Annotated in this window: 13 protein-coding genes; 1 reads left to right on the forward strand and 12 read right to left on the reverse strand. The window is 64.4% G+C overall.

The annotated features are described in order from the left end of the window. Window positions 1-71: 71 nt before the first annotated feature. The 9 genes from AB7M33_RS19975 to AB7M33_RS20015 form a co-directional block, all read right to left on the reverse strand. Complete coding sequence (locus tag AB7M33_RS19975; RefSeq protein ID WP_027596189.1) at window positions 72-941, reverse strand: metal ABC transporter substrate-binding protein; 870 nt, start codon at window positions 939-941, stop codon at window positions 72-74. Beyond that, the gene (locus AB7M33_RS19980) at window positions 938-1,837 is read right to left on the reverse strand and encodes a metal ABC transporter permease (RefSeq protein ID WP_027596190.1); all 900 of its coding nucleotides are present in this window, start codon (window positions 1,835-1,837) and stop codon (window positions 938-940) included. Before AB7M33_RS19980 ends, AB7M33_RS19975 begins: the two co-directional genes overlap by 4 nt. Beyond that, entirely contained in the window at window positions 1,834-2,583 is a 750-nt protein-coding gene (locus AB7M33_RS19985) for a metal ABC transporter ATP-binding protein (RefSeq protein WP_027596191.1), read from the reverse strand. Before AB7M33_RS19985 ends, AB7M33_RS19980 begins: the two co-directional genes overlap by 4 nt. Further along, a complete protein-coding gene (locus AB7M33_RS19990) occupies window positions 2,580-3,482 on the reverse strand; it encodes a metal ABC transporter substrate-binding protein (RefSeq protein WP_027596192.1) in 903 nt (300 codons plus the stop codon). Before AB7M33_RS19990 ends, AB7M33_RS19985 begins: the two co-directional genes overlap by 4 nt. 16 nt (window positions 3,483-3,498) lie before the next feature. Beyond that, window positions 3,499-4,068 carry a DUF6162 family protein gene (locus AB7M33_RS19995; RefSeq protein WP_099428923.1) on the reverse strand — a complete coding sequence of 190 codons (570 nt, stop codon included), beginning with the start codon at window positions 4,066-4,068 and terminating at the stop codon, window positions 3,499-3,501. Window positions 4,069-4,109: 41 nt separating this feature from the next. After that, complete coding sequence (locus AB7M33_RS20000) at window positions 4,110-4,430, reverse strand: hypothetical protein (RefSeq protein ID WP_027596194.1); 321 nt, start codon at window positions 4,428-4,430, stop codon at window positions 4,110-4,112. Then, window positions 4,427-4,966 carry a hypothetical protein gene (locus AB7M33_RS20005; RefSeq protein ID WP_027596195.1) on the reverse strand — a complete coding sequence of 180 codons (540 nt, stop codon included), beginning with the start codon at window positions 4,964-4,966 and terminating at the stop codon, window positions 4,427-4,429. Before AB7M33_RS20005 ends, AB7M33_RS20000 begins: the two co-directional genes overlap by 4 nt. After that, entirely contained in the window at window positions 4,963-6,156 is a 1,194-nt protein-coding gene (locus AB7M33_RS20010) for a PepSY-associated TM helix domain-containing protein (RefSeq protein WP_027596196.1), read from the reverse strand. The genes AB7M33_RS20005 and AB7M33_RS20010 overlap by 4 nt, the downstream gene beginning before the upstream one ends. Window positions 6,157-6,323: 167 nt before the next feature. Beyond that, entirely contained in the window at window positions 6,324-7,658 is a 1,335-nt protein-coding gene (locus AB7M33_RS20015) for a lysine N(6)-hydroxylase/L-ornithine N(5)-oxygenase family protein (protein ID WP_027596197.1), read from the reverse strand. A gap of 198 nt (window positions 7,659-7,856) precedes the next feature. Here AB7M33_RS20015 and AB7M33_RS20020 point away from each other — a divergent pair, with 198 nt between their 5' ends. Further along, window positions 7,857-8,312 (forward strand): hypothetical protein, encoded by a 456-nt coding sequence (locus AB7M33_RS20020; protein ID WP_027596198.1) that lies wholly within the window; start codon window positions 7,857-7,859, stop codon window positions 8,310-8,312. Window positions 8,313-8,447: 135 nt separating this feature from the next. On the opposite strand, the gene AB7M33_RS20025 is transcribed toward AB7M33_RS20020, so the two are convergent. The 3 genes from AB7M33_RS20025 to AB7M33_RS20035 all read right to left on the reverse strand — a co-directional run bounded on the left by AB7M33_RS20025 (window position 8,448) and on the right by AB7M33_RS20035 (window position 12,475). Then, window positions 8,448-10,898 (reverse strand): TonB-dependent siderophore receptor, encoded by a 2,451-nt coding sequence (locus AB7M33_RS20025; protein ID WP_454243407.1) that lies wholly within the window; start codon window positions 10,896-10,898, stop codon window positions 8,448-8,450. Window positions 10,899-10,994: 96 nt separating this feature from the next. Continuing rightward, on the reverse strand, window positions 10,995-11,942 hold the full coding sequence (locus AB7M33_RS20030; RefSeq protein ID WP_454243408.1) for a FecR domain-containing protein: 948 nt from the start codon (window positions 11,940-11,942) through the stop codon (window positions 10,995-10,997). Between the two features lie 2 nt (window positions 11,943-11,944). After that, the gene (locus AB7M33_RS20035) at window positions 11,945-12,475 is read right to left on the reverse strand and encodes a sigma-70 family RNA polymerase sigma factor (protein ID WP_454243409.1); all 531 of its coding nucleotides are present in this window, start codon (window positions 12,473-12,475) and stop codon (window positions 11,945-11,947) included. Window positions 12,476-12,544: the final 69 nt, after the last annotated feature.

Consider the following 12,544-nt stretch of genomic DNA (forward strand, 5'->3'; position numbering starts at 1 on the left):
CCGGCCAAGCCCCTCACCGACAGAGACCTGTGGGAGCGGGTTTACCCGCGAAGAGGCCAGTACAGGCGGCATCAGCTTTCGCTCAAGGCGCCAACCACTTGGTCAACACTGGCCTTCAACCCGGCCACCGCATCATCGGCATCACTGTTCACCACCACCAACCGAGCCCCTGCAGCCTTGATCACCTCAGCCACCGCTGGCTCCGGCTGGCGATGGTCCAGCACCAATGCCACGTCCTGACTTTTCAGGTTTTCCCCCAGCGCCTTGAGCGCCGCCGCATCCCACTTGCCCTCGGCCGGCAGCGCCTGCTCCACCACATCCAGGTTCAACCCGCTGGCCAGGTAGCCCAAGCGCTCGGACAGGCTGACCACGGTCAAGTTGTCTACCTCGGCCAGCTGGGTCTGGCTGCTGGCCGTCAGCTCCAGCAGCTGGCGCTTGAGGCCGGCCAGGTTGCCCTGGATCTTCGCCTTGTCGGCCGGCGACAACCGTTCCAGGTCATTGGCCACCACATCGGCCATGCGCCCAAGGTTGGTCGGGTTCAGCCACGGGTAGGCGCCGTAGGCGTCGTCGCCGGTCACCGCAATCCCTGGCAAGGCGCCGTCCACCGGGCGCGCTGCATCAATTTCGACGATGCGGATATTGCTGCGCCGGGCCATCGGGTAGAGCGGGTCGTCACGCCAGATCGAGCGCACCCCGATGACTGCGTCGGCCTGTTGCGCGGCGTTTGCCAGGCTTTCGCCGCCGCGGCTGCTGAAGTACGAAGGTTGGCGGCTGGCCGGCAGGTTGGCAGGCGCTGCGCGCTTGAGCTGCACCGAAGTGCCGTCGAGCAGGGCCGTGGCCAGGCTGTGAGTCACGGGCAAGGTGGTGAGCACTTGCGTGGCAAAAGAGAGCGAAGGCAGGCCCGCCAGGGTCAGTGCCAAGGTCAGCTGTTTCAGGTTCATGCCGGGTTTCCTTGCAGGCGTGGAACAAGCGCGCGGGCCAGTGCGGCCAAGGCGAAGCAAATGCCGGCGACCAGAATGATCGCAGCGCCGGAAGGTACCGGCAGGTCGCAAACGATCGGCAACAAGATGCCGAGCAGGGTGCTCAGCGTGGCGATCAGCACCGAAATGAAGAAAAAGCCCTTGAGCGACTGGCTGACCAGGCGTGCCGCAGCCGCCGGAATCACCAGCAGCGCACCGACCAGAATCGCCCCGATCACCTTCACCGACGCCACCGTGACCAGGGTCACCAGCACCACGAACAGGTAGTCCAGGGTCTTCACCGCCACCCCGCGTACCGCCGCCAGTTGCGGGTTGAAACTGGCCAGCATGATGCGGTTGTACAGCGGCAAGGCCAGCGCCAGCACCAGCACCGCGACGATACCCAACACCACCAGGTCCTGGGCGCTGACCGTCAGTACCGAGCCGAACAGCACGTTTTCGAGGATGTGCACGTTGATCTTGCCCGCCAGCATCAGCAGCAGGCTCGCACCCAGTGCCAGGGACACCGACAGGAACACGCCGATCAGCGTATCCGGTGACAACCCGGTGCGGTTACGCAGGAAGTTGAGCAAGATGCCGAACAGCAGGCAGTAACCGAACAGGCTGCCGTAAGGGCCGGTATACGGCTCGCCCAGCAGGATGCCAATGGCAACCCCCGTAAGTGCGGCATGGCCGACCGCCTCGGAGAAGAAGGCAAAGCGCTTGACCACCACCAGGGTGCCCAAGCCGCCCAGCACCGGGCCGATCATCAGGCCGGCCAACAGGGCATTGACCACAAACCCGTAGGCCAGCGCCTCGGGCAGGTAGCCGGTGTTGGCCCATTCCTGGACCAGTTGGCGAAATGCTTCAAAACTCATGAGGCAAGGCTCTCGCTGCGCGGGTGAACGGAGAACAGGCCAAGCAGGCGCTCTGGGGTCAGGGCCTGTGCGGGTGGGGCGTCGAACAGCACCTGGCGGCTCAGGCCAGTGACCCGGTCGGCCAGGCGCAGCACGGCCTCCAGGTCGTGCTCGATCCACAACACGGTGGTGCCAGCCTGGCGCCAGCCGTGCAGCAGCTGCTCGAACACCTGAATGCCCGCTTCGTCGAGGGCCGACATGGGTTCATCCAGCACCAGTAGTTGCGGCTCGGGAATCAACCCCTGTGCCAGCAGCACGCGCTGGCGTTCACCGCCGGACAGCGCGCCCATGCGCCGCTTGCGCTTGTCGAGCATGCCGACCCGGGCCAACGCGGCATCGATGGCCGGTTGCACGCGGCGTGACAGGCCGAGGAAGGCGGGCCGGCGCTGGCACATGGCGGCCATGAAGTCGTCCACGGTCATCGGCAGGCCACGGTCGAACTCTAGCGCCTGGGGCACGTAGCCGATCACTTCGTGGGGGCTCGGCCAGTGCAGGGTCAGTTGGCCCTGGTGCGGCATCTGCCCGAGCAGGGTCTTGATCAGCGAGCTTTTGCCGCCGCCGTTGGGGCCGACGATCGCATGCACGCTGCCGGCCGCCACGCTGAAGCTGACCTGTTCGAGAATGCGGGTGCGGCCCAAGGTCAGGTCGATGCCGGCAAACTCGATGCGCGGGCCATTGGCCGCGGCGAGGTGGGCGGCGGCGGTCATGCGCGGTTCTCCTGGATGGCGCGGACCACGGTATCGAGGTTGCGCTTCATCTCCACTTCGTACTTTTCCTTGGTGTAGTCACCGTAGGAAATGTGCGTCAGCGGGTACAGGCGCACGCCCGATTCGCGCTGAATGGTCTCGACGTAGGCGGACGGGAAGTCCATCTCCGAGAAGATCACTTTCACGTCCAGCGCCTTGAGCTGGTCGATGGTCTTTTTCAGCTGGGCCGGGCTTGGCTCGATGCCGTGCGCCGGTTCGACCACTGCAGTGACCTCCAGGCCAAAGTCACGCACCAGGTAGTCGTAGGCCGCATGGATGGTCGCCACGCGGAAGGTCGCGCTGGGCGCTTCGGTGACCTTGGCCAGGGCCTCGGCGCGCAGGGCGCGCAGGCGTTTGGCATAGGCGCGGGCATTTTGCGTGTAGAACTTGGCGTTGTCCGGGTCGAGCTTGCCCAGTTCGCGGGCAATGTTGTTGACCTGGGCGATGGTGGTGCTGATCGACAGGAAAGTGTGCGGGTTGACCACCTTGCCGGCGCCACGCGCGGCGATGCCGGTGGCGGCTAGCAACGGCACATTCTGGTTGGCCTCGATGGTGGCGATGCCGGGCTTTTCGCTGGCCGCGATCATGCGGTCGGCGAAGTCGTCATGGCCCACACCGTTGAGCACCACCACGTCCAACGTGCCGATGCGTTTGATGTCCTCCGCGCGCGGCTCGTAGGCATGCGGGTTGAAGCCCGCCGGGATCAGCGGCACCACTTCGGCCTTGTCACCGACAATGTTGCTGACGTAGCTGTAGTACGGGTGCAGGGTAATGCCGATGCGCAGTGGCTTGCCGTTATCGGCCAGGGCCAGTGCCGGCAGGGCAAGGGCCAGGAGCAGGGCGAGGGCGGAGCGGAACATGGGGGAGTCCTTGGGTTCAGTGACGGTGTTCGCGGGTGACCCCGGCGTCGTAGTGGCTGACCACCTGTTGCCAGCCGGCGGCGATCAGGGCGGCGTGGCCCAGGTCGTCCGGCGTAACGGCGGCGCTGTCGCGGCGTAGCCACACATCCGGCTGGCCAGTGCTGTCGTCAGGCAGAATCAGCAGCAGGCTGCCGGCCACCTGAGGGGCCTGGCTGCGGCCCAGGTAGGCGCCAGTTGCCAGCCACGACCACTGGTGGCCACCGCGGCTCTGGCTGCCCGCATCGACCACAAAAGGTGGCAAGCCGTCGTCGGCCAGGGCTTGTACGCTGGGCACGGCGGCGGTTTCCTCGCGCAGCAACTGGATCTCGTCGAAGGCCACGCGCAGGTCGGTGTACAGGCCTTGTTCGGCGGGGGTCAGGTCGCGGCGGGCGTCGATCTGGTGGCTGGCGATGGTCTGTTCGTCCTCGCGTTCGCCACGCAGCATCACCACCGTGGCGGCAAGCACCACGATCAGCAGGCTGACCAGCAGCACGTACAGGGTTTCGTGGCCGGCGCCGGCCGGGCGGACTACCTGGGCGCGGTTCATGGCTGGGCTATTCATGGCTGGGCTATTCATGGCCGGGCTGTTCATGGTTGGGCAATGTCGGCGTAGTCGACTTCGACGACATGCCCAGGGCCTGCATCGAACAGCACGTAGAACTCACCGTCGGGGCGTTTGAAGGTGAGGGTCGAGTCGTCGCCGAGCTTGCCGCCGACCAGCACCTGCTCGTCATAGCCGATCACATCCAGGGTCACCCCAGGGGCGCCGCTGCCATCCGAGAAACCGCCGGTGCATTTGACCTGGCCGCTGGCCACTTCTTCGCATTCGCACATCGGGTTGTGGGCCAGGGCAGGGCCGGCGGCCAGTACCAGCAAGGGCAGGGCGAGCTTGCGCATCAGGTGTTTCATTTCTTGCCTCCTTGTTTCTCGAGCCAGGCCACGGTGGCGGGCGATGCCTTGGCCAGGGGGACCGAAGCCTGGTGCATGCTGCCGTCCCAGCCTTCGAGGGTGATCCAGATCTGTGCATCAGGCTGGGTACGCGGCGGTATCAGCAGGTTGGTGCCCATGCGGTACGGCGCGCCGAAGAAAATGGTGCCAGCAGCGCGCAGGCTGCGCGGTTTTCCGATGCGCAGGTAGACGGCCTTGACGTCATTGATGCAGGCCTTGCACAGCGAGGCGCTGAACGACTTGAAATGGCCGGCCGGGCCGTCGGCGCGTGGTGCCTCGTCGCGCAGTTCGGCCAAGTTCAGGCTGTAGGGGCCGACCTGGATGTCGCTGATCACGTTCGCCCCCAGCCCGGCGTCGCCACGGAACAGCCTGGCGTTTTCGAAGTACTTGGGCATGAAACCCAGCGGGATGAGGATCAGCAGGATGTTCAGGTGGAAGCGCCATTTCAGCCACCACTGCTTGAGCGGGCTGGCGGGCAGGGTCTTGGCCTGGCTCATGGGCGGATCTCCACGGTGGTTTCACGGCTGGCCGCGCGTGGCGCACGCTCGCTGCGCTTGAGGGCGGCGGCGGTCGCCTGGGCGGTGCGTTTGGTCCAGATCAACAGGCCGCTGAACACCATCAGGGTGAGGACCAGGCCAAAGAAGAACCAGATCAGCTTGATCGCCAGGCCGCCAAAGTCGCCGGTGTGCAGGGGGCGCATGGACTCGGTGACGAACTCCAGGGCAGAGCGGTCGCTGATCAGGAACTGGCTGTCGACGTTGCTGGTGTAGGGGTTGACGGCGGCCGACTGGAACATCAGCGGGTACCAGCCGCGGCCACCCAGGGTGACATGGCTGTAGGCAGTAGCCGGCAGTGAGACGGAGCTGATCTCCAGGCCCGGGATCGCCAAGCCGGCGATGCGCGCCGCTTCATCCACATCGATGCGCGGTGCCTGGCTGCCATCGGCTGTCTGCGGCACATCCTCACGGGCGATGACCGGCACGATAGGTCGGCTGGAGATGCTGATGTTGTTGTCGAACAAAATCGCTTGGATCAGGAACCAGGTACCGGTAATGGAAATGACCGCGATGAACCAGATCGACCAAACCCCGGCCAGCCGGTGCAGGTCACCCCAGAAGATGCGTGAGCCATGGCCGGTGCGAACGGGCTTGAAGAAGCCCTTCCAGAATTTCTTGTAGACCACCAGGCCTGTGACCAGCGAGGCCAGCATCGGCAGGCCGAGTATCGAGACCAGGTACCAACCCCAGCTGAAGCCATTGGTGAAGGGCACCAGCCACCAGCCATGCAAGGCGCGGGTGAAGCCTTCGAAGTTGAAGTCCGGGCTCTTGCCCTGGATGGCCCCGGTGTACGGGTTGACGTAGAGCGTTGGGCTGGTGCCGTCGGGGAAGGTCACATCGGCGGTCAGGGCGAAGTGCGAGCCATCCGGCTGCCTCAGCGACTCCACGGCCATGTCCGGCTCGGCCTTGTGCAGGGCATCGAGCACCTGCTGGTAACTCAGGCGTTCGGCATCGCCGTCAGGCTTGCTGGCGCGCACGTCCGGGTTGGCCAGCCAGACAATCTCCTGGCTGACCACGGCGAGCATGCCGGTAAAGCAGACGATCAGCACGAAGAACCAGATCGGGAGGGCGAGCCAGCTGTGGACCAGGAACCACAACTTGGATTTGGATTTTTTCGGGGATTTGGCCATCTGATCGTCTTCTGAAATGTGTAGTCGAGCTTATGCCCAACCAAGAGGGCTGCACTTATAAAGACGAATGAGAATGGAAATCCTGCCGTTTTAAATGCAAGCAAATGTTTCAGAAAGCACAAGCCGGCCTTCGCGCAGGGCGACAGGCCGGCGAGTAAAGGCGGGAATCAGGCGCTGGTCAGGGCGACAGCCGGTTGCGAACGGCCATTGAGGCGCGACAGGTCCTGGTACAGCGCCTGGCCGATCTCGGCGGCGCGGGCGGGCAGCACCGAGAGCAAGGTGTCGCTCAGGCCGTGGCTGTTCTCGCAGAAACCTTGCAGGTAAACCGACGCCTGCAGGTCTGGGCTGGCCAGTACCCGGTAGTTGCGGTCGACGCTGAAGTCGTCCAGGTAACCCGCCAGTGGTGCCAGCAGGTCGCGGTGCGAGCGGCGCTCGTAGCCGGTAGCCAGGATCACCGCGTCGTAGCGGTGGGTCTGGTGCTGGCCAGTGGCGAGGTCGCGCAGGGTCAGTTCCAGGCCTTCGCGGGTGGCCACCACCGCTTCCACCTGGCGCCGGCACAGCACGTTGTGGCGGAACTGGTGGGCGACCTTCTGGCGGTAGAGGATGCCGTAGATGCGTTCGATCAGGTTCAGGTCGACCACCGAGTAGTTGGTGTTGTGGTACTCGCCCAGCAGCTTGCTGCGTTGGTCGGCCGGCTCGTTGTAGACCAGGTCGGTATAGCCTGGGGAGAAGATCTCGTTGACGAACGGGCTGTCGTCGGCCGGCTTGAGTGCCGAGCCGCGCAGGATCATGTCGACCTTGACCGACGGGTAGCTGTCGTTGAGGTCGATGAAGGCCTCGGCGGCGCTCTGGCCAGAGCCGATCACCGCGATGCGCATCGGCTTGCCTTCAGTGCACGGCAGTTTGTTCAGGCTGCTGAGGTACTGGGAGTGGTGGAAGACGCGTGGGTCATCTTTGAAGGCGCCGAACTTTTCCGGAATTTTCGGCGTACCGCCGCTGCCGACCACTACCGAGCGCGTGCGGCGGCTGTATTCGCGGCCTTGTTGGTCACGCGAGACCAAGCGCAGGTGCTCGACCCGGCCGGCCGTCACTTCGGGCTCGATGCGCACCACTTCTTCGCCGTACACGGCTTGGGTGGCGAAGTGCTCGGCAGCCCAGCGCAGGTAATCGTTGTACTCCAGGCGGCAGGGGTAGAAGGTGCCGAGGTTGATGAAGTCGGCCAGGCGCTGCTTCTGGTGCAGGTAATTGACGAAGCTGTAAGGGCTGGTGGGGTTGCGCAGCGAGACCAGGTCCTTGAGGAACGAAATCTGCAGCTCGCTTTGGGTCGCCAGGGTCTCGCCGTGCCAGCGGTAGTCTTTTTGCTTGTCGATGAACAGCGCGTCCAGGGCATGGCCCTGGGACTGAGCGAGCTCCTCCAGGGCGATGGCCAAGGCCAGGTTGGAAGGGCCGAAGCCCACGCCGATCAGATCTTTGATTGTTTCCTGCTGTGAGGACTGGCTCATGGCTGCGATTCCCTGAATGGTCGAATGTGGACGCCCGCCGGGGCTCCGGCTCCTGCGCAAGTACATGTGTTGGAACGAGCCACACGAGGGGGAATTTACTGGTGGGGTTACAGGGTTTTGTCACCGCTGGCTAAAGAACTGCGTCCGGCGGCCGATAGGGGGTCAAGGCAAGGACTCACCTGAAGGCAGGGAATCGGCATGACAGCAATATCTTTGAGTAACCTCCACATCAACGGTGTTTCCGCCCAGGCGATGAGCGCCGCGGCGGCCGCCGAGCGCGAGCAGGCCAAGCAGGCCGCGCAGAGCGAAAAAGGCGGGCCTTTGAGCATCAGTGGCGACACCTTGAAGGTGGGTGGCGGTGGCCAGGCGGAGTCGGCCCAAGGCAGCGAGAGCAGCGACGAGTCGGCAGCGGTGCAGCAGTTGCGGCAGATGATCAAGGAACTGCAAAAGCAGCTGGCTGAAGAGCAGAAGCAGTTGGCCGCATTGATGGCATCGAAGATGGAAGAGACTGCCAAGGCCGCTGCGGTGAGCGCTAAGCAGGCCAGCATCGCCACCCTGACTGGGCAAATCATGCAGGCGACCGCGCAACTGCTCGAAGCGCTTCAAGAGAGCGGTGGCAGCAGCGCGGGTGGGATGGTCAGCACCCAGGCCTAGGCCCTAACTGACAGGCCTAGGGCTGTTTGTAGGAGCAGCCTTGCGCTGCGAAGAGGCCGGTGCAGGCCCCTCACATCTAGGCCTTATGCACCGGCCTCTTCGCAGCACAAGGCTGCTCCTACACCACCAGCAGCCTCAGAAATCCCAGCGGGTCGTGACCATCAAGTTGCGTGGCTCGCCGTAGTAGGTGGTGTCGAAGTTGCCCAGCCCGGTCAGGTACACCTTGTCGAACACGTTGTTGGCATTGACCGTGAAGCTCAGGTGCTCGCTGTACTGGTAGCGGGTCATCAGGTCCACCAAGGTGTAACCCCCTTGCTTGATGCGCGTGTAGTCGCCAGCCGTCGGGCTGTAGATAGTGCCGTAGAACGCGCTCTGCCAACGTAGCCCACCACCGACGGTGACACGGTCCAGCGCGCCGGGCAGCCGGTAGGTGTTGAACAGCCGCGCCACATGCTCAGGCTTGGTGGTCGCCAGCGGGAAGCCGAACAGGCGGTTGTCGTCGGCGTCGCGGGTACGGGCGTAGGTGTAGCCGGCGGTGATGTTCCAGCCTGGGGCCAGTTCACCGGCCAGCTCCAGTTCGACGCCCTGGGTCGTGGCGCCGTCGATCGCTTTGTAGATGCCCTCGTTGGTGACCGGGTTGGTGCCGACGGAGGAGGCGACGTTGTCTTGTTCGATCCGGAAAAACGCCAGGGTAGCGTTGAGCCGACCATCGAAATAGGCCGCCTTCAGGCCCGCTTCATAACCATCGCCTTCCACCGGGTCGAGGGTGGCGCCATTGACGTCCTTGTACACCTGCGGCTGGTAGATCGAGGTGTAGCTGGCGTACACCGAGTAAGTATCGTCCAGGTCATAGACCACGCCGGCATACGGGGTGACGACGCCGTGTTGCTTGTAGCTGGCGTGGGTGTCATCCAGGGACGAGGTCGGGTAGTAATCCTGGTCGTCGTTGTATTTGAAGGTGCTGACCCGGGTACCGAGGATCAGCGACAGGTTGTCAGTTGGCCTCAGGCGCGTGGCCACGTAAGCGCCGTTCTGGCTCTGGGTGGTGGTGTAGTCGCCGTTTTTCGGGAAGTCCTGTACCGCAATCTTACCGTTCCAGTCGAAGATCGAGCCCGGTACCTGGGCGAAGGCACTGCCGTCGAAGGTGTCGCCGGTCTGGCGCGAATGCGAGGTCATGAAGCCTGCGACCAGGTCATTCTGGCGGCCGAACAGGGTGAAGGGCCCGGACACATTCAGGTCGGCTGTGTTCTGCACACGGTGGCCTTCCCAGCGCCCCCAGTAGAAGAACATGTCTTCGCCGGTTGTAGGGTTGGGGTTGCCGCCGCTGGCCGAGGCCAGGCGGGTGTCATGGTCGCTGATCATGTGGTTGAGGCTGAGCTTGACCTTCCAGTCATTGGCCAGGGCCTGCTCCAGCGAGCCGAAGTAGGTGGTGGACTGAAAGTCGCGGCGGCTCCAGTCGGCACCTGGGTTGTGCGACCGCGAAAAGTCGGTGCGGCTGCCGTCGGCAAAGTAGGTCGGGTTGCCAGTCCAGGAAGCGCCACGCGGCGTGGTGGTCTGGTTGTCGATGCCGAAGGTCAGCAGGGTGTCGGGCGTCAGGTCGGCTTCGAGAATGCCGTAGTAGACGTCCTTCTTCTGTTTGTAGTGATCCAGGTAAGACTTGCGGTCCTGGTACGCGCCGACCAAGCGGCCGCGCACGCTGCCGCTGGCGTTGAGCGGGCCGGCGATATCACCTTCGGTGCGGTAGTTGTCCCAGGAACCGGCGCTGGCGGTGATCGAGGCCTTGAAGTCGTGGGTGGGCTTCTTGCGTATCAAGTTGACCGTGGCGGAGGGGTCACCGGAGCCGGTCATTAGCCCGGTCGCGCCCTTGATGACCTCGACGCGGTCGTAGGCGGCCATGTCGACGTGGGTCGCACCTTCGTCATAGACCCCGTCATAGATGGTGTTGACGCCATCGTACTGGTAGTTGGTGATGGCAAAGCCGCGTGCGGAGTATTCCATGCGTTCGCTGTCATATGCCTGCACCGACACCCCGGGCGTATTGCGCAGCACTTCGCCGATGTCTTGCGAGCCGTGATCGTCGATCGCCTGGCGGGTGATCACGCTGACGGACTGCGGCGTTTCGCGCAGGGTCAGCGGCAGCTTGGTCGCGGTGGTCGAACCGCCGGTGGTGTAGGCGCCAGTGCCTTCGGTGATGTTGCCCAGGCCCTGGCCGTCGATGCGGCTGGGGGCCAGCTCCACCACGTCACCCTGTTGGTGGGTTTGCAGCAGCGAGTAGCGGCCGTCGCTTTCCTGTACGGCCTGCAGGCCGGTGCCGCTCAGCAGCATCTGCAGAGCCTGGTCCACCGGGTACTGGCCATTCAAGGCGGGGGAGCGTTTGCCGCGCGTCCATTGGGTGTCGAACGACAAGACGATGCCAGACGCTGCGGCAAACCGGGTCAGTGTCTCGCCCAGGTCGCCCTGCGGCAGGTGGTAGTCATGCACTTGCGCGGCACAGGCTGCGCCTGGCCCACCGAGCAATGCAGTCAGCAACAGGCAGGTGCGCAGGTCTGGCGCGCTGAACGGCCTGAGAGTGAAGCGGCAGGTCATCGTCGTTGTTCTCTGAAAGGTAAAGAGTCAGCCAGGGCTGGGGTTACCTATGAGTCGGATGAGCCGCAGCAAAGTGATCAGGCCTTGGCCATTTTTTTATGCGGCGGTGACGGTGACCCAGTAGCGGGTGCGGGCCTGCACCTGCACCGGCAGGGACGTGGTCAGCGCCCGCAGTATCTGATCGGTGTCATTGAGCCGGTAGGTGCCGCTGATGCGCAGGCCGGCCACCGAGGGCGCGCAGCGCAGCCAACCGGGCCGATAGCGCGCGAGGTCGTTGATGAAGGTGTCGAGGCGCTGGTCGTTCACGATCAGCAAGCCGCGGCTCCAGGCGTCTGCGGCACTGGCCAAGGCCTGCACGGCAGAAAAGCCCTGGCCATTGAACTGGCAGCCCTGGCCGCTGTTCAGCGACATCGCCTGGCCAGAGGCAAGCGCCACGCGTGCTTGTTGGCCAAACACCTCGAGCTTGCCGGCGTCGTCCAGCAGCCGCACGGAAAAGCGGCTGTGGCCAGCCTCTACGCTGCCGTGCCGGGTCACCACGCTGCAGCGTTGCTGCGCGGGCACCTCGACCATGATTTCGCCTTGGCGCAGCCGCACCGACGGCTGTTCGCGGGTCTCGTCGATGTCAACGGAGGAGGCGGTGTTGAGCAGCACCGTGCTGCCGTTTTTCAAGGTCAGCCAGCGCTGTTCGCCCACGCCACTGCGCACGTCTGGCAACAGCGGCGCGTGCTGCATTTCGCGATTGCTGCCCAAGCCCAGGGCACTGCCCCCAAGCAACACCAGGCCGGCTTTGACCACACGGCGGCGGGAGGCGTGGCGGCCGTGTGCGGCCACGGCCAACACCCGCGTGGTTGCCGGGGCATGGGGGGTGCTCATGCGTGTCTGCAAGCGCTCGGCTTGCTGCCAGGCCCAGGCATTGACCGGGGTAGCGTTCAGCCACGCCTGCCAGGCACTGTACTCGCTGGGCTGCGCTTCACCGCTGTTGAGCTGGCTGTACCAGTGCGCGGCCTGGCGCAGGGCCGCGAGTTGCTCGGTACTCAGCGCCATGCTCACTGGCCGTGCGTCAGGCTGTAGATCATGCAGTGCTCGGCCGCCTTGGCAACGTAGCGGCGCACCGTCACTTCAGAGATGCCCAACTGGGTGGCGATGTGTTTATAGGGCAGGCCATCGACCTGCGAAAGCAAGAACGCCTCACGCACCTTGGTGCCAAGCGCTGCCAGCATCGCATCGAGCTCGAACAAGGTCTGCAGCAGGGCAACACGCTGTTCTGCCGAGATGTCCAACGCTTCGGGTTGCTCGGCCAGTACCTGCAACCAGGCCCGTTCCAGGTGCACGCGGCGCAGGTGGTCGATCATCAGGCGACGGGCGATGGTGGCCAAGTAGCCCTTGGGCTCACGTACCGCTTCGAGCTTGGCCGCAGCGTCGGCGGCCGACATCACCCGAACGAACACGTCCTGCACCAGGTCCGCGGCCAGGTGGGTGCAGTTGACCCGGGGCGTCAGCCAACCGTGCAGCCACTTGCTCTGCGCGCGGTAGAGCTGGGTGACTTGGGTATTGAAGGCTACGTCCGGGGTGCTCATCCATGCCGCCTGAAAGAGTTGCAAATGTTAATGGTTCGCATTTTATGCAAACTGTTTCAGGCTTGGCAA

This window comes from Pseudomonas sp. Y3 TE3536 (assembly GCF_053629175.1).

Bases quoted from the DNA above. Each gene is read 5' to 3' on its own strand.
- AB7M33_RS20005 (WP_027596195.1), bottom strand. From the start codon at position 4,966: ATGAGCCAGGCCAAGACCCTGCCCGCCAGCCCGCTCAAGCAGTGGTGG.
- AB7M33_RS19980 (WP_027596190.1), bottom strand. From the start codon at position 1,837: ATGAGTTTTGAAGCATTTCGCCAACTGGTCCAGGAATGGGCCAACACC.
- AB7M33_RS20020 (WP_027596198.1), top strand. From the start codon at position 7,857: ATGACAGCAATATCTTTGAGTAACCTCCACATCAACGGTGTTTCCGCC.
- AB7M33_RS19990 (WP_027596192.1), bottom strand. From the start codon at position 3,482: ATGTTCCGCTCCGCCCTCGCCCTGCTCCTGGCCCTTGCCCTGCCGGCA.
- AB7M33_RS19985 (WP_027596191.1), bottom strand. From the start codon at position 2,583: ATGACCGCCGCCGCCCACCTCGCCGCGGCCAATGGCCCGCGCATCGAG.
- AB7M33_RS20035 (WP_454243409.1), bottom strand. From the start codon at position 12,475: ATGAGCACCCCGGACGTAGCCTTCAATACCCAAGTCACCCAGCTCTAC.
- AB7M33_RS20010 (WP_027596196.1), bottom strand. From the start codon at position 6,156: ATGGCCAAATCCCCGAAAAAATCCAAATCCAAGTTGTGGTTCCTGGTC.
- AB7M33_RS20000 (WP_027596194.1), bottom strand. From the start codon at position 4,430: ATGAAACACCTGATGCGCAAGCTCGCCCTGCCCTTGCTGGTACTGGCC.
- AB7M33_RS20025 (WP_454243407.1), bottom strand. From the start codon at position 10,898: ATGACCTGCCGCTTCACTCTCAGGCCGTTCAGCGCGCCAGACCTGCGC.
- AB7M33_RS19975 (WP_027596189.1), bottom strand. From the start codon at position 941: ATGAACCTGAAACAGCTGACCTTGGCACTGACCCTGGCGGGCCTGCCT.
- AB7M33_RS19995 (WP_099428923.1), bottom strand. From the start codon at position 4,068: ATGAACCGCGCCCAGGTAGTCCGCCCGGCCGGCGCCGGCCACGAAACC.
- AB7M33_RS20015 (WP_027596197.1), bottom strand. From the start codon at position 7,658: ATGAGCCAGTCCTCACAGCAGGAAACAATCAAAGATCTGATCGGCGTG.
- AB7M33_RS20030 (WP_454243408.1), bottom strand. From the start codon at position 11,942: ATGGCGCTGAGTACCGAGCAACTCGCGGCCCTGCGCCAGGCCGCGCAC.